The organism is Pantoea sp. A4, from assembly GCF_000295955.2.
GTDB lineage: Bacteria > Pseudomonadota > Gammaproteobacteria > Enterobacterales > Enterobacteriaceae > Pantoea > Pantoea multigeneris.
The window spans coordinates 1-20,445 of sequence record NZ_ALXE01000048.1 but is presented as its reverse complement, the minus strand read 5'-3'; the positions used below and the strand labels follow the sequence as shown (position 1 = coordinate 20,445).

The 20,445-nt window shown below is 54.7% G+C and carries 17 protein-coding genes; 13 read left to right on the top strand and 4 right to left on the bottom strand.

Annotation, left to right across the window (positions count from 1 at the left end):
• Nucleotides 1–2: 2 nt before the first annotated feature.
• The 3 genes from B880_RS0120075 to lplT all read left to right on the top strand — a co-directional run bounded on the left by B880_RS0120075 (nt 3) and on the right by lplT (nt 4,979).
• A complete protein-coding gene (locus B880_RS0120075; protein WP_017349256.1) occupies nt 3–1,397 on the top strand; it encodes an efflux transporter outer membrane subunit in 1,395 nt (464 codons plus the stop codon).
• Between the two features lie 247 nt (nt 1,398–1,644).
• Nucleotides 1,645–3,795 (top strand): bifunctional acyl-ACP--phospholipid O-acyltransferase/long-chain-fatty-acid--ACP ligase, encoded by a 2,151-nt coding sequence (gene aas, locus B880_RS0120070; RefSeq protein WP_026042801.1) that lies wholly within the window; start codon nt 1,645–1,647, stop codon nt 3,793–3,795.
• Complete coding sequence (gene lplT, locus B880_RS0120065) at nt 3,792–4,979, top strand: lysophospholipid transporter LplT (RefSeq protein WP_017349254.1); 1,188 nt, start codon at nt 3,792–3,794, stop codon at nt 4,977–4,979. The genes aas and lplT overlap by 4 nt, the downstream gene beginning before the upstream one ends.
• Before the next feature lie 76 nt (nt 4,980–5,055).
• Here the strand turns inward: lplT and B880_RS0120060 are convergent, their stop codons facing one another.
• The 3 genes from B880_RS0120060 to mutH form a co-directional block, all read right to left on the bottom strand.
• The gene (locus B880_RS0120060; RefSeq protein WP_017349253.1) at nt 5,056–6,096 is read right to left on the bottom strand and encodes an NADP(H)-dependent aldo-keto reductase; all 1,041 of its coding nucleotides are present in this window, start codon (nt 6,094–6,096) and stop codon (nt 5,056–5,058) included.
• A 138-nt stretch (nt 6,097–6,234) separates the two neighbouring features.
• On the bottom strand, nt 6,235–6,453 hold the full coding sequence (locus B880_RS0120055) for a YgdI/YgdR family lipoprotein (protein WP_017349252.1): 219 nt from the start codon (nt 6,451–6,453) through the stop codon (nt 6,235–6,237).
• 128 nt (nt 6,454–6,581) lie between these two features.
• A complete protein-coding gene (mutH, locus tag B880_RS0120050) occupies nt 6,582–7,259 on the bottom strand; it encodes a DNA mismatch repair endonuclease MutH (protein WP_017349251.1) in 678 nt (225 codons plus the stop codon).
• A gap of 685 nt (nt 7,260–7,944) precedes the next feature.
• On the opposite strand from mutH, the gene rppH reads away from it, so the two are divergent.
• The 9 genes from rppH (at nt 7,945) to ptrA (ending at nt 17,445) form a co-directional block, all read left to right on the top strand.
• Nucleotides 7,945–8,472, top strand: a complete 528-nt coding sequence (gene rppH / locus B880_RS0120045) for an RNA pyrophosphohydrolase (protein WP_017349250.1) — start codon at nt 7,945–7,947, stop codon at nt 8,470–8,472.
• A gap of 12 nt (nt 8,473–8,484) precedes the next feature.
• Nucleotides 8,485–10,731 carry a phosphoenolpyruvate--protein phosphotransferase gene (ptsP, locus tag B880_RS0120040; RefSeq protein WP_017349249.1) on the top strand — a complete coding sequence of 749 codons (2,247 nt, stop codon included), beginning with the start codon at nt 8,485–8,487 and terminating at the stop codon, nt 10,729–10,731.
• Nucleotides 10,732–10,842: 111 nt separating this feature from the next.
• Nucleotides 10,843–11,724: a prolipoprotein diacylglyceryl transferase gene (gene lgt, locus B880_RS0120035; protein ID WP_017349248.1), complete on the top strand. Its 882-nt coding sequence runs from the start codon at nt 10,843–10,845 to the stop codon at nt 11,722–11,724.
• The gene (gene thyA, locus B880_RS0120030; RefSeq protein WP_017349247.1) at nt 11,724–12,518 is read left to right on the top strand and encodes a thymidylate synthase; all 795 of its coding nucleotides are present in this window, start codon (nt 11,724–11,726) and stop codon (nt 12,516–12,518) included. The genes lgt and thyA overlap by 1 nt, the downstream gene beginning before the upstream one ends.
• A gap of 191 nt (nt 12,519–12,709) precedes the next feature.
• The gene (locus B880_RS0120025; RefSeq protein WP_026042800.1) at nt 12,710–13,174 is read left to right on the top strand and encodes a prepilin peptidase-dependent protein; all 465 of its coding nucleotides are present in this window, start codon (nt 12,710–12,712) and stop codon (nt 13,172–13,174) included.
• The gene (locus tag B880_RS0120020; protein WP_017349245.1) at nt 13,171–13,704 is read left to right on the top strand and encodes a prepilin peptidase-dependent protein; all 534 of its coding nucleotides are present in this window, start codon (nt 13,171–13,173) and stop codon (nt 13,702–13,704) included. The genes B880_RS0120025 and B880_RS0120020 overlap by 4 nt, the downstream gene beginning before the upstream one ends.
• Entirely contained in the window at nt 13,701–14,111 is a 411-nt protein-coding gene (locus B880_RS0120015; protein WP_017349244.1) for a DUF2509 family protein, read from the top strand. The genes B880_RS0120020 and B880_RS0120015 overlap by 4 nt, the downstream gene beginning before the upstream one ends.
• A complete protein-coding gene (locus tag B880_RS0120010; RefSeq protein WP_017349243.1) occupies nt 14,101–14,403 on the top strand; it encodes a prepilin-type N-terminal cleavage/methylation domain-containing protein in 303 nt (100 codons plus the stop codon). The genes B880_RS0120015 and B880_RS0120010 overlap by 11 nt, the downstream gene beginning before the upstream one ends.
• A 153-nt stretch (nt 14,404–14,556) precedes the next feature.
• Nucleotides 14,557–17,445: a pitrilysin gene (ptrA, locus tag B880_RS0120005; RefSeq protein ID WP_017349242.1), complete on the top strand. Its 2,889-nt coding sequence runs from the start codon at nt 14,557–14,559 to the stop codon at nt 17,443–17,445.
• Between the two features lie 111 nt (nt 17,446–17,556).
• Here ptrA and argA read toward each other — a convergent pair whose 3' ends face one another.
• Nucleotides 17,557–18,885 (bottom strand): amino-acid N-acetyltransferase, encoded by a 1,329-nt coding sequence (argA, locus tag B880_RS0120000; RefSeq protein ID WP_017349241.1) that lies wholly within the window; start codon nt 18,883–18,885, stop codon nt 17,557–17,559.
• A gap of 229 nt (nt 18,886–19,114) precedes the next feature.
• Between argA and amiC the strand changes: the two genes are divergently transcribed.
• On the top strand, nt 19,115–20,368 hold the full coding sequence (gene amiC, locus B880_RS0119995; RefSeq protein WP_026042799.1) for an N-acetylmuramoyl-L-alanine amidase AmiC: 1,254 nt from the start codon (nt 19,115–19,117) through the stop codon (nt 20,366–20,368).
• Nucleotides 20,369–20,445: the final 77 nt, after the last annotated feature.

Below are 20,445 nucleotides of genomic sequence, written 5' to 3'. Positions count from 1 at the left end.
CGATGAAATCTCTTTTCCGTTTTACCCCCGTGGCGCTGATGCTGGTCTTGACGGGCTGTACCGTGGGGCCGGACTACAAGCGCCCGGATATGGCGATGCCACTGCACTATAAAGAGGCCAGCGGCTGGCAGCAGGCTAAACCGCAGGATGACGTCAGCAAAGGCGAATGGTGGTCGGTGTATCACGACGCCACGTTAGATGGCCTGATGCGTCAGGTCAGCATTAACAACCAGAACGTCGCCACTTACGCCGCCCAGTACCGCCAGGCTCAGGCGCTGGTTTCCCAGTCACGCGCGGCTTTACTGCCTTCGGTGAGCTACGACGGTACCGGCACGCGCAGCGGAAGCCACAGCAACGGCACGCGTACGGTCAGTAACAGCAATCAGGCTGAGTTAAGCGCCAGTTGGGAAGTGGATTTGTGGGGCAAATTGCGCCGCACCGTCGAAGAGAACAAAGCCAGTGCTCAGGCGAGTGCCGCCGAGTTAGCGAATATCACGCTCAGTGCGCAATCTTCGCTGGCGCAGGACTACTTCCAGCTGCGTATTATGGATGAGAAGATCGCGCTGTATCAGCAAAGCGTGAATGCCTATCAGCGCTATCTGACGGTGATTCAGAATAAATACAACGCCGGGAGTGAATCCCGTGCGACGCTGGCGCAGGCGCAAACCCAGCTTGAGAGCGCTCGCGCTTCCGCGCAGGATTACCAGTGGCAGCGTGCGCAAACCGAACATGCGATTGCGCTGCTCATTGGGCGTGCGCCAGCGGACTTTACCTTGCCGGTGGCGAAACTCACGGCGACGCTGCCTGCGATCCCACAAACGTTACCGTCGCAGCTGTTACAGCGCCGCCCAGATATTGCCTACGCTGAACGTAATGTGGCGTCCTATAATGCCGCAGTGGGGGTCGCGATTGCCGGTTACTACCCGGATCTGACGCTCAGCGCCAGCGGTGGGTTTAGCTCCAGCGCCTTGCATAGCCTGTTCTCACTGCCTAATCGTGTCTGGTCTTTGGGACCGGAGCTGAGCGGTACGCTGCTTGATTTCGGCGCAACCTCCGCCAAAGTAGAGCAAGCGCGTGCGGCTTATGATGCCAGCGTGGCGACCTACCGCCAGACGGTGCTGACGGCACTTCAGGAAGTGGAAGATTACCTGGTGGAGCTGAATACGCTACAGAGCGAGATGGTATCGCAACAGCTGGCAGCACAGGGTGCGCAGGAGTCCGCGCGCGTTACCCGCAACCAGTATGAAGCCGGTATGATTGATTATCTGGATGTCGCCTCAACCGAAAATACCAGCTTGTCACAGCAGCAGAGCTTGCTGTCACTGCAAAGCACGCAATGGGTGGCCAGCGTCGAGCTGATTGCTGCCCTCGGCGGTGGCTGGCAGGCCTCGCAGTAAGCCACGCCTACCACCGCTCTGTTCAGCTACAGGGCGGTGGTTTTAGCAAGATGCAGGGTGAATCGGGCGTAACCGATTCTCACGGTTTTAAAACGCGTGCAGTCTCGCTCGGCACATAGCAAAAATTATCCCCCTTCGGTATTAAATCAGAGCCGGTTTTTACGGCTTTCACGGTCACAATCCGGTTGTCGAAACGGCTGAGATATTGCATCTTTGTAGGCCATTTTCCCCGTGCTATGGAGTTGGCATGTTATTTCGAGTACTACGCTGGATGTTCCGCCTGCTATGGCGTATTCAACTGCGCGGCGATCTGCCTGCCCTGCACAAAGAAAAAGTGCTGATCACCCCCAACCATGTCTCGTTTATTGACGGGGTACTGTTGGCGCTGTTCCTGCCGGTAAAACCGATTTTTGCCGTCTATTCATCGATTTCCGAAAAGTGGTTCATGCAGGCGTTAAAGCCGCTGATTGACTTTGTTCCGCTTGATCCTACCCAGCCGATGTCGCTGAAAAAGCTGGTACGTATGGTCGAGAGTGGCCGCCCGGTGGTGATCTTCCCGGAAGGACGTATTACCGTGACGGGCTCGCTGATGAAAATCTACAGCGGTGCTGGGTTTGTGGCAGCCAAATCGGGTGCCAGCGTCGTGCCGGTCAGAATTGAGGGCGCGGAATTTACGCCATTTGGTCGTCTGGCTGGGGTCTTTAAACGTCGTCTGTTCCCGCGTATTACCCTGACAGTCTTACCCGCAACCACCTTGCCGATGCCGGAAGCAAAAACGGCGCGTGAACGTCGCCAGTTAGCCGGTGAGCATTTGCATCACATCATGATGGAAGCCCGGATGGCGGTGCGTCCACGGGAAACCCTGTTTGAAGCCTTCCTGAATGCGCGCACCCGCTATGGCGCCTTCAAGCCTTGCATCGAAGATATCAATTTTAAAACTGACAGCTACAACGGCCTGCTGAAAAAAGCCCTCGGCGTTGGGCGCATTCTGGAGCGCTACAGCCGCCATAGCGAATACATTGGTCTGCTGTTACCGAATACGACGGTGACGGCGGCGGCGATCCTCGGTGCTTCAATGCGTGGTCGTATTCCTGCCATGCTCAACTACACCGCCGGCGTGAACGGGATGCGCGCAGCACTGACAGCAGCGCAAATCAAAACCGTCTTCACCTCACGCCAGTTTATTGAAAAGGGCAACCTCGGCCACCTGATTGAGGGGCTAAATGAGGTGCACTGGATCTATCTCGAAGATCTGAAATCAACGGTCACGCTGCAAGACAAGCTGTGGATACTGACGCATCTCCTGATGCCGCGTCAGGCGATGGTGGCCCAGCAGCCGGAAGATGCCGCCATGGTGCTGTTCACCTCTGGCTCCGAAGGGAACCCGAAAGGGGTGGTGCACTCCCACAAAAGCTTGCTGGCTAACGTAGAACAGATTCGTACCGTGGCGGATTTCACCCCGCGCGATCGTTTTATGTCGGCGCTGCCGCTGTTCCATGCTTTTGGCCTCACTGTGGGTCTGTTTACCCCGCTGTTAACCGGTGCTCAGGTGTTTCTTTACCCCAGCCCGCTGCACTACCGCATTGTGCCGGAACTGGTCTATGACCGTAACTGCACCGTGTTGTTTGGCACGTCAACCTTCCTCGGCAACTATGCCCGTTTTGCCAGCCCGTATGACTTTGCCCGTCTGCGCTATGTGGTGGCTGGTGCGGAAAAACTGCAGGAAAATACGCGCACGCTCTATCAAGAGAAATACGGCATTCGTATCCTTGAAGGCTATGGCGTTACCGAGTGCGCACCCGTGGTGGCGATCAACGTGCCAATGGCCGCGAAGTCGCACACCGTTGGCCGAATTTTGCCGGGCATGGATTCACGGTTGATCTCAGTACCGGGGATTGAGCAGGGCGGTTTGCTGCAGCTGAGCGGCCCAAACATCATGAAAGGCTACCTGCGGGTGGATAATCCAGGCGTGCTGGAAGTGCCGCTGGCCGATAACGGCGAGGGACAGATGGAAGCAGGCTGGTATGACACCGGCGATATCGTCAGCTTTGATGAAGGCGGGTTCTGCCAGATTCAGGGGCGGGCAAAACGCTTCGCCAAAATTGCCGGTGAAATGGTCTCGCTGGAGATTGTCGAGCAAATCGCGTTGAAAGCCTCCCCGGAGAAACAACATGCTGCGTCAATCCGTCCGGATGGCGCGCGTGGTGAAGCACTGGTGTTGTTCACCACGGATGCTGAGCTGAGCCGTGAGCCACTGCGTCTGGCGGCACTGGCGCTGGGCGCGCCGGAGTTGGCACTGCCGCGCGATATTCGCTGGCTGAAGCAGCTGCCACTGCTGGGCAGTGGTAAACCTGACTACGTCACCCTGAAAAAAATGGCTGAAGAGGATGCCGCATGAGTGTGATTCAACCGCGTAATGACACCCTGCTGTCGCGCGGTATGCTGGCGGTGATGACCGCCCAGTTCTTTTCGGCCTTTGGTGATAATGCGCTGTTGTTCGTGACGCTGGCGGTGCTGAAAAATCTGACCTATCCCGACTGGAGCCAGCCCATCTTGCAGATGATGTTTGTGGGCACCTACATCCTGCTGGCACCGTTTGTCGGACAGATGGCAGACAGCTTCGCGAAAGGGCGGGTAATGATGTTCGCCAACAGCCTGAAGCTGATCGGCGCACTGCTGATTTGCGCGGGCTTTAGCCCGTTCCTCGGCTACACCTTAGTGGGGATTGGAGCCGCGGCCTATTCACCGGCGAAGTATGGCATCCTCGGTGAAATCACCCACGGTGACCGGCTGGTGAAAGCCAACGGGATGATGGAAGGCTCTACCATTGCGGCGATCCTTTTAGGGTCGGTCGCGGGCGGCATTTTGGCGGACTGGCACTTGTCGGTGGCGCTGATTGTCTGTGCGCTAACCTATGGGATAGCGGTAGTGGCTAACTTATTGATTCCACGCCTTGCTGCTGCACGTCCGGGGCAAAGTTGGAACTTCCGTGCCATGTTCAGCAGCTTCATGCAGGCTTGCAGCGTGCTGTGGCGCAGTGGCGAAACCCGTTTCTCTCTGCTGGGGACCAGCCTGTTCTGGGGCGCAGGCGTGACGTTGCGCTTCCTGCTGGTGCTATGGGTGCCGGTGGCGTTGGGGATCAGCGATAACAAAACCCCGACCACGCTGAACGCGATGGTGGCGATTGGCATCGTGATCGGGGCCGCTGCTGCGGCGCGGTTGGTGACGTTACAAACCGTACGCCGTTGTATGCCTGCGGGCGTTCTGATTGGTGTAATGGTGGTGGTGTTTGCACTGCAACATTCTCTCACTAATGCCTATCTGATTTTGATGGTGATTGGTGCGCTAGGAGGATTCTTCGTGGTGCCGCTTAATGCCCTGTTGCAGGAACGCGGTAAAGAGACCGTGGGTGCCGGTAATGCGATTGCCGTGCAGAACCTGATTGAAAATATCGCGATGTTAGTGATGCTGGGGCTTTACACGCTGGCGGTGAAACTGGGTGTGCCTCCGGTGCCGCTCGGCATCGGCTTTGGTGCGCTGTTTGCGCTGGCGATTAGCTTACTCTGGTGGCGCGGTCGCTAAAGAAAAACCCTCACGCTGTCGGTGAGGGTGGATCGTCTGTCTTACACCCTCAGCCAACAGGCTGGGGGTTTTTACTTTAAGGGGCTGGGTACGTATAGCGACGGTGGATCGCTTCAATGCCTTCTAACACGTCTTCATTCAGCGTCACGTCGAAGCTATCGATATTGATCTTTAGCTGTTCCAGCGTGGTCGCACCTAACAGCGTGCTGGCAACAAACGGCTGTTGACGAACATACGCCAGTGCCAGTTGCGAAGGATCAAGCTGGTGTTTTTTCGCGAGTGCGACATATTCGGCAATCGCCAGCTGTGACTGTTCACCACTGTAGCGGGTAAAGCGGCTGAACAGGGTATTACGTGCGCCAGTAGGCTGGGCACCATTAAGATATTTGCCGCTCAACGTCCCAAACGCGAGGCTGGAGTAAGCCAACAGCTCAACGCCTTCGTGCTGACTGATTTCCGCCAGGCCAACTTCAAAACTGCGGTTCAGCAGGCTGTAAGGATTTTGAATGGAGACGATACGCGGCAGCTCATGTTTTTCTGCCAGTTGCAGATAACGCATGACGCCCCATGGCGTTTCATTCGATACCCCAATGTAGCGAATTTTCCCCGCGCGCACCTGTTCGGTTAAGGCTTCCAGGGTTTCCAGCAAGGTGACGGGAACCGCGCCTTCGCCATATTGATAGCCGAGCTTGCCGAAGAAATTGGTCTGACGCTGTGGCCAGTGCAGTTGGTAGAGATCGAGATAATCGGTATTGAGGCGCTTCAGGCTGGCATCCAGCGCTTCGCGAATGTTTTTACGATCTAACGCTTGCCCAGGACGGATAAACGCATCATTACCTCTCACCGGACCGGCGACCTTGCTGGCGAGAATCACTTTGTCGCGGTTGCCGCGTGATTTCAGCCAACTGCCGATATATTTTTCTGTGAGTCCCTGTGTTTCTGGGCGCGGCGGCACCGGATACATCTCTGCGGTATCAATCAGATTGATACCACGGCTAACGGCATAATCCAGTTGTGCATGAGCATCGGCTTCGCTGTTTTGCTCACCAAATGTCATGGTGCCTAACCCCAGTTGGCTAACTTCCAGTGTACTGTGGGGGATACGGTGATAATGCATTGCCGGCTTCCTTTTTTCATGGAATGGAATGGTGTCTCACCTGGGACTATAACGCGGTAAACAAGCGGGAAGGAAGGGGGAAATACAGGGAAATTGCCTGCTGGAAGCGAAATCACAGCAGGCGGGTCAATTCAGCACTTAACGTTCAATCATCGTGGAGATATCGTCACCGTTGATCTGCATCTTATTACCGCTTTGATCGGTGTAAGAGACCAGCCCGGTGTCTTTATCGATGTTTGGCTTACCTGACGTCAGAATCATACGGCCATCTTTGGTTGCCATAACATAATCGCTGCTACAACCACTCAGCATGACCGTTGCGGCCAGCAATACGCCAACCCCTGCCAGAAATTTCATCGTTTCGCTCCCTATATGCGACTACACCAGCAAAAGTGTAGTATCAGATCCTTCTGATGACAGTGCTATTGCATCAATCTGAAAAATGCAAAAGCCGTTTGGACTTGCTTGACAAATTGCGGGCGGGATCAAATCAGAAAGTGACGAGCCAGCAGAGGTCCGGTGAAACTCTTCTTCAGGTAGAAGCCGCGAGGCAGCGTCATAATTGGCTGACCATTTTCTCCGATCGCCTGGGTTAATGCCTTATTGTTGGCCGCTTTAGGCCGTATTTGCAGCCACTCACCGTGGCGTGCTGTGATGCGCTCAACCTGGCCGAGTACAATCATATCCATCAGCTCTTCCCAGTCATGGCGCAACATCGCGTCTTCTTCTGCGCTCGGTGTCCAAAGCAGAGGCGCACCGATCCGGCGTTCAGCCAGCGGAATAGTGCGCTCACCTTCAACCGGTATCCACAACACACGCGCAAGCTTATGCCGCAGATGGCTACTTTGCCAGGTGACACCGCTATTGCCGGTGAGCGGCGCTACGCAGACAAAGGTGGTCTCCAGCGGCTTACCACGGCTATCCACAGGAATGGTTTTAAGCTCGATCCCGAGGTGGGCAAAATCCTGTTCGGCTTTACTTCCCGCACTGGCCCCCAGATGTAGCTCCAGCAATGTGCCCACCCAGCCTTTGGCACGTTGCAAATTGGCCGGGATGGCGAGGCCAATTTGTGCAGCGGCATCGGCTAACGTCAGGCCCGCAACGGCCTGTGCTCTGGCCATCAGTTCAGCTTCGTTTTCTGGTGGTAATTGCGGCAGGATCATCGTAATAGCTCGGGTGGGTAAAAAATGTACAACTTAGAAGGTGGCGATCTTTTCCACAGCAAATTTTTCGCCGCCGATCGGATAATAGCATGATTCAGCATGGCTTTTTAGCGCGTCCTCGCCGTTTGAATTTTGCGCAACTGCAGGTTATCCCAGCTTGCCAGGATTAATGAACAGGATCTTAAACTAAGTTATCCACAGAAAGGTGGGATAAGCCACAGTCATAGTGGCTACTGTTTTCATTTACAGCCTTGACTTTCCCTTTTTATCCCAGTTTTTCACCGATCGTGCCTGGAGTTAGTGCATTATCTGTGGATAAAAACGCCGATGGTGGATCTTTAGCCAATCGCCGGATGTGCAGTAAATCAGAGGGGGAACAGGGTAAATGACCCGTGGCTGATCCTTGGTTAAATCACTGATTATCATTTATAATTCCGCCATGAGTTTTTGTTGTCCGCACGCTGAAATCAGGCTGTTATTCAGTTAATTCCCGTGTTCTGCACAAAGCTATCCACAGAAAACGTGAATAAGATCGCGTTTTTTGATCCCTCTCTGTTTATAACTAAGGCCAACTCTGTGAGTTACTGCCATGTTGTTCCGCTATACCCGCTGTTAAGCAGTGGTTTACCGCCTGTGAGGAGTGTGAAACAATCATCCTATTCAAATTTTGCTTTGAGGTAGTCTGGTGATCGATGATGATGGCTACCGCCCGAATGTTGGTATCGTAATTTGTAATCGGCAAGGACAAGTGTTGTGGGCCAGACGCTTTGGACAGCACTCCTGGCAGTTTCCCCAGGGAGGCATCAATCCCGGTGAATCTACCGAACAGGCGATGTATCGAGAGCTGTTCGAAGAGGTGGGACTTCATCGCAAAGATGTTCGAATACTTGCTTCTACCCGTAACTGGTTACGCTACAAGTTGCCAAAACGTTTGGTGCGTTGGGACACAAAACCGGTTTGTATTGGCCAAAAACAAAAGTGGTATCTTCTGCAGTTGATGGGCAGCGACGCGGATATTAATGTGCAGCACAGCAGTACGCCGGAGTTCGATGGCTGGCGTTGGGTGAGCTTCTGGTATCCAGTCCGTCAGGTTGTCTCCTTTAAACGCGATGTTTATCGCCGCGTGATGAAGGAATTCGCTGGCGTGGTGATGTCTATGCAGGAGAGCTCCGGGCAGCGTAACAACGCCGCTCAACGACGCAAAAGGGGATAGTCCGCACCACTTATGCTTACTCAGTTACGCGAAATCGTCGAAAAAGTCGCGAGTGCTCCGCGTCTGAATGAAGCACTCGACCTGCTGGTCAGCGAAATCTGTCTGGCGATGGAAACCGAAGTCTGCTCTGTTTACCTCGCCGATCACGATCGACGCTGCTACTACCTGATGGCGACGCGCGGCCTAAAAAAGCCGCGCGGGCGCACGATCACGCTTGCATTTGATGAAGGTATCGTCGGGCTGGTCGGGCGATTAGCGGAGCCGATAAACCTGGCTGATGCGCAAAGTCACCCCAGCTTTAAATATATTCCCTCGGTAAAAGAAGAGCGTTACCGCTCGTTTCTCGGTGTTCCCATTATCAGCCGCCGCCAGCTATTGGGCGTGCTGGTGGTTCAGCAGCGTGAACACCGCCAGTTTGACGAAAGTGAAGAGTCGTTTCTGGTCACGCTGGCCACGCAAATGGCCGGACTGTTGTCACAATCACAGCTGGGCCAGCTGTTTGGTCAATTCCGTCAGACGCGCGTGAAAGCGATCGCCGCTGCGCCTGGCGTAGCGGTGGCACCGGGTTGGGTGGATGAAACGCAACCCTTGCTCGATCAGGTTACGGCTGCCTCAACGCTGGATGTGCAGCGTGAACGTGAGCGCCTCGCGCTCGCCATGAGTGAAGCGGGCGCAGAGTTCCGTCGTTTCAGTAAGCGCTTTTCTGCCAGCGTGCAGAAAGAGAGCGCCGCGATTTTTGATCTTTATTCCCACCTGCTCAGTGATGCGCGCCTGAAGAAAGATCTGCTGGCTGAGATTGAGCGCGGCTCCGTTGCCGAGTGGGCCGTAAAAACCGTTATTGAAAAATTCGCTGCCCAGTTTGCCAGCCTGCAAGACACTTATCTGCGTGAACGAGCAGGCGATCTGCGTGTACTGGGGCAGCGCTTGCTGTTTCACCTCGATGATACGCTGGTCGGCACCAATGCCTGGCCAGAACGTTTTGTGCTGGTCGCCGATGAACTGACGGCCACCACGTTGGCAGAGCTTCCCCATGAGCGCTTAGCAGGCATCGTGGTGCGTGATGGTGCTTCAAATTCCCATGCCGCTATCCTGACCCGTGCCATGGGCATTCCTACCGTCATGGGCGCGGATATTCAGCCGAGTCATTTGAATAAACGCCTGCTGATTGTGGATGGCTATCGTGGCGAGTTGCTGATCGATCCTGAAACCGTATTGGTGCAGGAGTATCAGCGTCTGATCAGCGAAGAAAACGCGCTGAGCAAGATGGCGGAAGGCGTAGTAGAACAGCCCGGTGCCCTGAAAAGCGGCGAGATGGTGACGGTGATGCTGAATGCCGGGTTAAGCCCGGAGCATGAGCAGACGCTGGATAACTGGGTAGATGGTATCGGGCTGTATCGCACCGAAATCCCGTTTATGCTGCAAAATGGCTTCCCTTCTGAAGAGGAGCAGGTGGCGCAGTATCAGGGCATGCTGCAACTGTTCCATAAAAAACCGGTGACGCTGCGTACGCTGGATATCGGTGCCGATAAGCAGCTGCCGTACATGCCGATCAGCGAAGAAAACCCCAGCCTCGGCTGGCGTGGCATTCGTTTAACACTCGACCAGCCCGAGATTTTCCTCGTGCAGGTCCGCGCCATGTTGCGTGCCAACGTAGCCAGCGGAAATCTCAGTATTTTGCTGCCGATGATCAGCCAAATCGACGAAATTGATGATGCAAAACGTCTGATTGATCGTGCCACGCGTGAAGTCGAAGACATGCTGGGATATATCATTCCTAAGCCGCAGATTGGCGTGATGATCGAAGTTCCTTCGATGCTCTACATGATCTCTCATCTGGCGGATCGGGTCGATTTCATTTCGGTCGGCTCTAACGACCTCACCCAGTATTTACTGGCGGTTGATCGCAATAATACCCGCGTAGCGAATCTGTACGATCCGCTGCATCCCGCGATGCTGCGCGCATTACATGGCATTGCGCAGGATGCGCAACGTGCAGGTTTGCAACTCTGCCTGTGCGGTGAAATGGCCGGTGACCCAATGTGTGTAGCGATACTCATCGGCATGGGGTATTACCATCTGAGCATGAACGGCAAAAACGTTCCGCGTGTAAAATACCTGCTGCGCCATCTCGATCGGGCAGAGGCAGAAAAGCTCAACCGGCAGTGCAGAGAGGCCAATACGGCGTCAGAAGTACGCCATCTGGTGTCTGCCTTTATGGAACGGCGTGGCCTCGGCGGTTTGATCCGCGGTGGTCGTTGACCGTTACACATTCCGCGCAGTCAGCGTAATTAGGCTGTGCTATTATGCGCAGCCTTTAACATCCCCAGCGACAGTTCCCTTTTTTCAGGGCAGAAAATTGAATGGTGAAAGATGACTAACGGCTATATTCAGTTTCCTCAGTTCGATCCGGTAATTTTCTCCATCGGTCCGATCTCTCTCCACTGGTACGGTTTGATGTATCTGGTGGGCTTTGTATTCGCCATGTGGCTGGCGGTTCGCCGTGCTAACCAACCGGGTAGCGGCTGGAAAAAAGAGGAAGTTGAAAATCTGCTGTATGCCGGTTTCCTCGGGGTTTTCCTGGGTGGACGTATCGGCTATGTGCTGTTCTACAACTTGCCACTCTTCCTGGCCAACCCGCTGTATCTGTTCAAGGTCTGGGATGGCGGCATGTCGTTCCACGGTGGTTTGATTGGCGTGATCGTGGTGATGTTGATCTTTGCCCGTCGCACTAAGCGTACTTTCTTCCAGGTTTCAGACTTCATCGCCCCATTGATCCCATTTGGTTTGGGTGCGGGTCGTCTCGGCAACTTTATCAACGGTGAGCTGTGGGGCCGGGTTGATCCGAAACTCCCATGGGCGATGTTGTTCCCTGGCTCTCGTAGCGAAGATTTAGCGCTGATCCCAACGCATCCAGAATGGCAGAGCCTGCTGGATACTTATGGGGTTCTGCCGCGCCATCCTTCGCAGCTCTATGAGCTGGCACTGGAAGGTATAGTGCTGTTTATCATCCTGAATTTGTTCATTCGCAAAGCGCGCCCTATGGGGGCGGTATCAGGCCTGTTCCTGATGTGCTACGGCATATTCCGCTTTGTGATTGAGTTCTTCCGCCAGCCTGATGCGCAGCTCGGCCTCTACCCTGGCGGTATCAGTATGGGGCAGATCCTGTCCACACCAATGATTGTCATTGGCCTGCTGATGATTGTCTGGGCCTACTGGCGTCACGGGCAGAAGCGTACCGGAGAAGTAAAATAATGAAGCAGTATCAAGACCTGATGCGCCATGTACTGGCGCAGGGCACGCAAAAATCAGACCGTACCGGCACCGGTACGCTCTCCGTTTTCGGCTACCAGATGCGTTTCAACCTGCAAGAAGGTTTTCCGCTGGTCACCACCAAAAAGTGTCACGTACGCTCGATTATTCATGAGCTGCTGTGGTTCCTGAACGGTGAAACCAACATCGGTTACCTGAAAGAGAACAAGGTGACGATTTGGGATGAGTGGGCGGACGAGAACGGCGATTTGGGTCCGGTGTATGGCAAGCAGTGGCGAAGCTGGGGCGCGCCTGACGGCGAGAAAATCGACCAGCTGAGCCGGGTGATTGAGCAACTGAAAAGTGACCCGGATTCGCGCCGCATTATTGTTTCCGCGTGGAACGTAGGTGAGTTGGATCAGATGGCACTGGCACCGTGCCATGCGTTTTTCCAGTTCTACGTTGCCGATGGCAAACTCTCTTGCCAGCTTTATCAGCGTTCGTGCGATGTGTTCCTCGGCTTGCCGTTTAACATCGCCAGTTATGCGCTGCTGGTGCATATGGTGGCACAGCAGTGCTCGCTGGAAGTGGGTGATTTCGTCTGGACGGGAGGGGATACACACCTCTACAACAACCACATGGAACAGACGCAGCTGCAATTAACACGTGAGCCGCGTCCGCTGCCAAAACTGGTGATTAAACGCAAACCCGCTTCGCTGTTTGATTACCGTTTTGAAGACTTCGAGATTGAAGGTTACGATCCGCATCCTGCCATCAAGGCACCGGTTGCGATTTAACGGTCTCTCGCCAGTCAGTGAAAACGTCCCTCTGTGGGGCGTTTTTTTTTGCCTGTTGCCTGAAGGTTACTGCGAAGCCGCTCCCAGATGAGGGGCAAGAGCTGCGCAACGACGCGGAAACTTTGTTAACCCGTTTCCGCGCTGGTGTAACGTCTCTGGTCGGGCAAATGCCCTCCTGTCATGCTTCCTGCATGAAAAATACACATCAGGGATTTACCTTACTGGAACTGCTGGTTGTGGTCGCCATCATTGCCGTTCTCAGCACCAGCGGGATGCACGGCTGGCAGCGTTGGCAACAGCAGCAGCAGCTCAAACAAACCGCCCAGCAGCTACAGGCCTGGCTGCTACGCCTGCGCGCGGAAGCCAACGCACTGAATCGGGATCTGACCGTGTGGAGCGAACCTGGAACCCCCTGGTGCATTGGCGTAGGGGCAAGGCAACAGGGATGCCATCAGCCCTCACGTCACCATTTTATCCCGGCTTTTAACGACATTCGGCTTGAGTCTCTGCGGGGTGAACCCGGTTTTTATGGGCTGCGCGATACGGCCAAAGCAGGCCACATCGAACTCAGTAACCCAGCCGGGCGGGTACGGGTAGTGATTTCAGTGCGGGGGCGCGTAAGGCTGTGCCAACCGAAAGAGGCGGGCTGCGAATGAAACAGTGTGGATTCACGCTCACTGAAGTCCTGGTCGCGCTGGCACTCAGTGCGATTTTATTGCTGGCTGCCGGGCGCTTTTTACCGCTGTTATTGCAGGAGAATGCGCGCATGGTTCAGCGGGCGCAGCTTTATCAGGAAGCGCAGCTGCTCCTGCTGGCGCTGGAAAAGGCGGTACGGCGATCGGGTTACTGCAATGGTAATTGTACCGGTCCGGCGTTAACCATCGCGGACAGTGGCCGCTGTCTCTTATTGCGCTGGGATGACAACAGCAATGGGCGTTGGGAAGGGCCACAGCATGCCGCGAGTGACTATTTTGGCTGGCGGTTGCGTCAGCAGCAACTTGAGGCGCAACGTGGTGTCTCACAGTGTCAGGGCAATGGCTGGGAGCGTGTTACCGACCCCGCTTTCATGACGGTGCAGGCGTTTGGCGTCGAGCAGAGGGGGGCGCAAGTTCACTTATCCCTGACGCTCCAGTCCGGGCAGCAGCAGGTCACGGCACAACGCTGGGTGCTGAGGGAAAACCCATGAAACAACAAGGCAGCAGTGCCTTGATGATGGTCGTGATGGTGCTGCTGATGGGCGCTGGCACTCTGCACTTTAGCCGGTTATTACTGGAGCAGGGGATGTCCACCGTCGTGGATGACCGCCAGCGGATAGCGGCATTTTGGCAAGCGCAGTCCGCGCTGGTATGGGCAGAACATCTTACCTGGCCGCAGAGCGTGGGCTGGGTATGTCAGCAAGACACAACAGCGGGGTGGCAAAGCTGCCTGCGCCATGTGAAAGACCAGCGGTTTTTGCTGCAAGGCCGGGGCGTAAACAGTGAGTTGCAGCTGTGGCGTTGGGTCAGTTGGCAACAGGGAAAAATCAGCCGTTTACCGCACGGCTGGATTGATTACTGTCCGCTAAGCCAGGGGTGTGAGCCAGATGCACAGTGAACGTGGGTTTAGCTTGCCCGAATTGCTGTTTGCCCTGTTGCTGATGGCGCTAAGCGTCAGTGCGTTGTTGGGATACCACCGCGCGCTAAGTCAGGGGTTTGTGCAGCAACGCTTACAGCGCGAAGCAGGGCAGGTAGCTGCAGACCGTCTACTGGGCCATGAAACAGCAGGCTGGCGCAGCCACGTGGTGACTGAGCCGGGTTACGCCCCCTGCCGTCGGGAAACTGTGACCGTATCGGGAGGAATGCAACGTGAAAGCACGCTGACGTGGCTACGTTATTCCGATCCCTGAGGAGACAAGGTAGAGTGATTGGGTTGCTCATCGCCAGTATTAAAGGCGGTGAGTGAGTGAAGATGATGCATAGCAGGCAGTAGGACGGTTGCTGAATATAAGGTGCACAGGATGCGCCAGCGGCTACCGTTAGAGAGAAGACAAGGTGATTAGATGCATAAATACGCAAGCTGGCTGGTAGCGATAGTGCTGAGCCTGACGGCGATCGGTGCGCAAGCACAAAACGATGCAGGCTGGCAGCCTGTGAATGAAATCATCCACAAGAGTGAGAAAGATCCGCGGCAGTATCAGGCGATTACGCTGGATAACGGCATGACGGTCTTGCTGGTTTCTGACAGTGCGGCGCAGAAAGCGCTGGCGGCTCTCACTCTACCCATTGGCTCGCTGGACGACCCCGATCAGCAACTGGGCCTGGCCCACTACCTCGAACATATGATCCTGATGGGATCAAAACGCTATCCAGAGCCGGAAAACTTTTCGGAGTTCCTCAAGAAACACGGCGGGAGCCACAATGCCAGCACGGCTTCTTATCGCACCGCTTTTTACCTTGAAGTAGAAAATGACGCGTTAATGCCCGCAGTCGACAGACTGGCCGATGCCATTGCTGAGCCGCTGCTCGATCCAGCCAATGCGGATAAAGAACGCAATGCGGTGAATGCCGAACTGACCATGGCGCGCTCACGCGACGGGCTGCGCATGGCGCAGGTCGGTGCTGAAACCCTCAATCCTGCCCACCCAGGTTCCCGCTATTCCGGGGGTAACTTAGAGACGCTGAGCGATAAACCGGGTAGTAATCTGCATCAGGCGCTGGTGGATTTTTATCATCAGCACTACTCCGCCAACCTGATGAAAGCGGTGATTTACAGTAACAAGCCACTGCCAGAAATGGCCGCCATTGCGGTACAAACCTTTGGCCGCGTGCCTAATCACAATGCCACAGTGCCTGCGATTACCGTGCCAGTGGTGACCGATGCGCAGAAAGGCATCATCATTCACTATGTGCCTGCCCAGCCGCGTAAGCAGCTGCGACTGGAGTTTCGTATTGCGAATGACAGCGACCGGTTCCGCAGTAAAACCGATACGCTGATTAGCTACCTGATTGGTAATCGCAGTAAAAATACGCTGTCAGACTGGCTGCAAAAGCAGGGGCTGGCGGATGGTATTAACGCGGGTGCCGATCCGATGACCAACCGCAGCAGTGGCGTGTTTGCTATCTCGGTTTCGTTGACGGATAAAGGTCTGGCGCAACGGGACGAAGTGGTGGCGGCCATTTTCAGCTACCTGCATCTGTTACAGCAGCAGGGCATTGACCAGCACTATTTTGATGAAGTTTCCCATGTGCTGGCGCTGGATTTCCGCTACCCCTCTATTACGCGCGATATGGACTATATTTCGTGGCTGGCAGATACCATGCTGCGTACGCCAATCGCCCACACCCTCGATGCTCCCTACCTGGCAGACCAGTGGGACCCCGCGGCTATTCAGAGCCGCCTGGCGGAACTGACGCCGCAGAACGTGCGCCTCTGGTACATCAGCCCGGATGAACCGCACAACAAAGAGGCTTATTTTGTCCATGCACCGTATGAGGTTGACCGTATTCCCGCTGCCACCTTTGCCGATTGGCAGCAGCGTGCCAGCCAAATCACTCTCTCTTTGCCGGAGCTGAATCCCTACATCCCGGACGATTTCAGCCTGATCCCACAGGACGGCAAAAAATATGCCCACCCGGAACGGCTGAAAAGCAACGATCCTATCCGGCTCTACTGGATGCCAAGTCAGTATTATGCCAGTGAACCCAAGGCAACCATTACGCTGGCCCTGCGTAACAAAGGGGCTATCAGTGATGCACAACAGCAGGTGCTGTTTGGGCTGAATGACTATTTGTCGAGCCTGGCGCTGGATCAGCTGAGTTCTCAGGCCTCGGTGGGGGGGATTAGTTTCTCGACCAGCGAAGACGAAGGATTAGTGTTTAATGCCAGCGGCTTTACGCAGCGCTTACCTGCGCTGTTCCAGAAACTGATTGAAGGCTATGCCGGTTTTACGCCAACTGAAACGCAGCTTGAGCAGGCTAAGTCCTGGTATCTGGAGCGGTTGGATGCCGCCGACAAAGGCAAAGCCTACGAACAAGCGGTTGAACCGCTGCAACTGGTTTCTCAGGTGCCCTATACCCAACGTGATACGCGGCGTCAGCTGGTAAAAAGCATGACCCTGCAACAGGTTATGGCCTACCGTGACAGCCTGCTCCGTGATGCCACGCCGGAAATGATGGTGGTGGGAAACCTCAGTGCGGCAGAGGTCGAAAAACTCGGTCACTCGCTGACGCAACAGTTGGCGATCCAGCAAGACGCGAACTGGCACAGTCGGTATGTGGCGTTTAAACATCCGGTCAAAGCGAATCTGGAGAAAGCAGGCAGTAGCACTGACTCCGCGCTGGCGGCACTGTACATTCCGCTGGGCTACAGTGAGTACCAAAGTATGGCCAACAGCACCCTGTTAAGCCAGATTGTTCAACCGTGGTTCTACAGCCAGTTACGTACTCAGGAACAGTTAGGTTATGCCGTCTTTGCTTTCCAGATGCCAGTAGGCAGACAGTGGGGGATTGGTTTCCTGTTGCAAAGTAATACGCAGCAACCGGCCTATCTGCTGAAACGCTATCAGGCTTTCTATCCGCAGGCAGAAAAACGTCTGCGCGAGATGAAGCCGAGCGACTTTGCACAGTACCAGCAGGCGATGATTAACGATCTGAGCCAGCGGCCGCAAACCCTGGATGAAGAAGCGGGGCGCTACAGCCGTGACTTCACTCGACAGAACTACCAGTTTGATACCCGGCAGAAAGTGATTGCGCAAATCGAGAAGCTGACGCCGGTTTCCCTGGCTCACTTCTTTAATCAGGCGGTGATGAAACAAGAGGGAATGGCGATCACATCGCAAATCTCTGGCAATGCATCCACCACTGAGTATGCGCATCAGCCGGGATGGAAAACCTGGCAGTCGGTGACGAATTTGCAAAAGTCTCTGCCGTTGCAGAGCGGAGTGCAGTAAACAGAGCACAAAAAAAGCCCCTCAACAGTGAGGGGCTTTTTTCATTAGATGCCTTGAGCAGTAACGGTTGAACATGGCCGGAGTGCAGGCGGTGCAGCTACTGCATGCTAATCAGGTCAGGTCTGCCATCAGAACTTTAGACCGGCGCTGATAGTTATACATTTTCTTTTTGCTCTCTGGCAGAGACTCAATTTCAACCGGCGTGAAGCCACGCTCCTGGAACCAGTGAATGCTGCGTGTGGTTAACACAAACAGCTTTCTCAGCCCCATCTGTTTCGCCTGTAGCGCCACGCGCTGAAGCAGCAGTTCGCCACGGGAGGAGCTACGATAGTCAGGATGAACCGCCACGCAGGCCATCTCGCCAATCTTCTCTTCCGGGAACGGATAGAGCGCAGCGCAAGCAATGGTCAGATTATCGCGCTCGATGATGGTGAACTTATCGATCTCCATCTCTAACTGCTCACGTGAACGGCGCACCAGGATACCCTGTTGCTCCAGTGGGCGGATCAGCTCAAGAATTCCGCCAATATCGTTGATGGTGGCGCGGCGAATCTGTTCCGCCGACTCCATGACAATCTGGGTGCCGATGCCATCGCGTGAGAACAGCTCCTGAATCAGCGTGCCATCTTCCTGATAGCTGATCAGGTGGCTACGACGTACGCCACTGCGGCAGGCCTTTACGGCACCGCGCAGGAAGCGGACGGGCTCAGAGAGGTAATCGCCTTCGCCTTCCATCTCATCAATGCGCTGCTGTGCTTCGTTAGGGAACAGCTCAGACACGATCTGTCCTTCCCGATTGGTCACACCCTGTTCGGCGCAGAAGCCAATCATTTTCTCCGCTTTTAGCTTAATCGCGACCTGGGTCGCTATCTCTTCTGACGTCAGATTAAAGCTTTCGCCGGTCACGGAAACGGCAACCGGGCCAATCAGGACGATGGCGTCATTATCCAGCTGACGGTGAATCGCCTCTTCATCGATACGGCGAATGCGGCCACTGTGACAGTAGTCAACGCCATCATCCACGCCCAATGGTTGGGAGATAATGAAGTTACCGCTGACGACATTAATGTGCGCGCCCTGAAGTGGGGTGTTATTCAGGCTCATCGACAGGCGTGCCGTGATATCGAGCTGCAATCTGCCTGCGGCCTGCTTGACCAGCTCCAGCGACTGGCTGTCTGTGACGCGCGTGTGTTTGTGGTAAACCGGTTCCAACTGACGATCCGCCATGCTGGCATCGATCTGTGGGCGAGCGCCGTAGACCACCACCAGACGGATACCAAGGCTGTGAAGGAGACCAATATCATTAATGATGGTAGAGAAGTTCTCGTGTTCGATCGCTTCGCCACTCAGCATGATGACAAACGTTTTGTCCCGATGCGCATTGATATAGGGAACGGTATGGCGAAAGCCCTGAACCAGTTCGGTACTACGTTCCTTCACGGCAAATCCTCAGTGAATGATTATTCGAAATTTTTGTATTTTTATTCTTTTATCGCGCATTTTGCAAGGGGCAATGTTGACGAAAATTTACTTTTTTTTAGGTGAACAAGTAACTAATAGCCTGCATTATCTGTGAGTTAGCTGAAGTTGTTACTCATTTGTAGGCAATAAGCGATGACGCATTTTTTCGCAAATGACTGAAATTTACCCAATACAGTAGTGGATGACTATGTGTGCAAGAGATAAGTGCTGCTCCCGACGCCGGTTTTTAAAGTATACCGGCGCATTATGGCTACTGAGTGTCAGTCCGCTGGGGCTGGCAGCCAGTAGTCATGTTGTGGCTGTACGCATCTGGCCTTCATCAACCTATTCACGTTTAACACTGGAATCCAGCGTCCCCCTTCAGTACAAGCAGTTTATGCTGTCCGGGCCCAATCGGCTGGTGGTGGATATTGAAAATAGCCAGCTCAATCCGGTGCTGCGGGGTGTCGATAAGCTGGTACGCGTGGATGATCCCTATATTCAGGCGGCCAGAGTCGGGCAGTTTGATGCCCACACGGTGCGTATTGTGCTGGAGCTGAAAAAGCCGGTCGACCCCAAAGTGTTTACTCTCCAGCCGGTTGCCGGGATTCGTCATCGTCTGGTGGTGGATCTTTATCCGCAGCAGTCAGCAGCGGCTACCGAAGACGATCCGCTGCTGGCTTTGCTGAAAGACTATAACCAGGGGGCGCTGGAGCAGAAGGAGGCCCTGGTTCCGCCGCCGTTACCAGGCAAAGCAGGGCGAGATCGGCCGCTGGTGATCATGATCGATCCTGGCCATGGCGGCGAAGATCCCGGTGCGCACGGCAAATACAAAACGCGTGAAAAAGACATCGTGCTGAAGATCGGACTGCAACTGCGAAAGCTGATTGCCAGTGAGCCGAATATGAAAGCTTATATGACCCGCAGCGACGACGTGTTTATCCCGTTACGGGTTCGGGTAGCTAAAGCGCGCGCGCAGCGCGCCGATCTGTTTGTCTCAATCCATGCAGATGCTTTCACCAGTCGTGCCGCACGCGGTTCTTCGGTATTCGCACTCTCGACCAAAGGTGCTACCTCGGCGGCGGCGCGTTTTCTGGCACAGACGCAGAATGAATCTGATTTGATTGGCGGCGTCAGTCTGAGCGGCGACCGTTATCTCGACCATACGATGTTTGATATGGTGCAGCGCCAGACCGTCCATGACAGCCTGAAGTTTGGTCATGCGGTGTTAAAGCATATCGGTAAGATTAACCATCTGCATAAGCGCACGGTGGATCAGGCAGGGTTTGCGGTACTCAAAGCACCGGACATTCCCTCGATTCTGGTGGAAACGGCGTTTATCAGTAACGTGGAGGAGGAGCGTCGATTACGCACCACGCGTTATCAACACCAGATGGCAACAGCGATCTTGCAGGGGATAAAAGAGTATTTTGCTAGCGGGGTTTCATTGGCACAGCGCTAAGCTGCGCCGTTTTACGGAAGATAAAAACAAAAAAACACCCGTTAAGGTGCTTTAAAGATTGGTTGCGGGGGCCGGAT

Coding starts and splice junctions, on each gene's coding strand:
- B880_RS0120075 (WP_017349256.1), top strand. CDS start 3: ATGAAATCTCTTTTCCGTTTTACCCCCGTGGCGCTGATGCTGGTCTTG.
- aas (WP_026042801.1), top strand. CDS start 1,645: ATGTTATTTCGAGTACTACGCTGGATGTTCCGCCTGCTATGGCGTATT.
- lplT (WP_017349254.1), top strand. CDS start 3,792: ATGAGTGTGATTCAACCGCGTAATGACACCCTGCTGTCGCGCGGTATG.
- B880_RS0120060 (WP_017349253.1), bottom strand. CDS start 6,096: ATGCATTATCACCGTATCCCCCACAGTACACTGGAAGTTAGCCAACTG.
- B880_RS0120055 (WP_017349252.1), bottom strand. CDS start 6,453: ATGAAATTTCTGGCAGGGGTTGGCGTATTGCTGGCCGCAACGGTCATG.
- mutH (WP_017349251.1), bottom strand. CDS start 7,259: ATGATCCTGCCGCAATTACCACCAGAAAACGAAGCTGAACTGATGGCC.
- ptsP (WP_017349249.1), top strand. CDS start 8,485: ATGCTTACTCAGTTACGCGAAATCGTCGAAAAAGTCGCGAGTGCTCCG.
- lgt (WP_017349248.1), top strand. CDS start 10,843: ATGACTAACGGCTATATTCAGTTTCCTCAGTTCGATCCGGTAATTTTC.
- thyA (WP_017349247.1), top strand. CDS start 11,724: ATGAAGCAGTATCAAGACCTGATGCGCCATGTACTGGCGCAGGGCACG.
- B880_RS0120025 (WP_026042800.1), top strand. CDS start 12,710: ATGAAAAATACACATCAGGGATTTACCTTACTGGAACTGCTGGTTGTG.
- B880_RS0120020 (WP_017349245.1), top strand. CDS start 13,171: ATGAAACAGTGTGGATTCACGCTCACTGAAGTCCTGGTCGCGCTGGCA.
- B880_RS0120015 (WP_017349244.1), top strand. CDS start 13,701: ATGAAACAACAAGGCAGCAGTGCCTTGATGATGGTCGTGATGGTGCTG.
- B880_RS0120010 (WP_017349243.1), top strand. CDS start 14,101: ATGCACAGTGAACGTGGGTTTAGCTTGCCCGAATTGCTGTTTGCCCTG.
- ptrA (WP_017349242.1), top strand. CDS start 14,557: ATGCATAAATACGCAAGCTGGCTGGTAGCGATAGTGCTGAGCCTGACG.
- amiC (WP_026042799.1), top strand. CDS start 19,115: ATGTGTGCAAGAGATAAGTGCTGCTCCCGACGCCGGTTTTTAAAGTAT.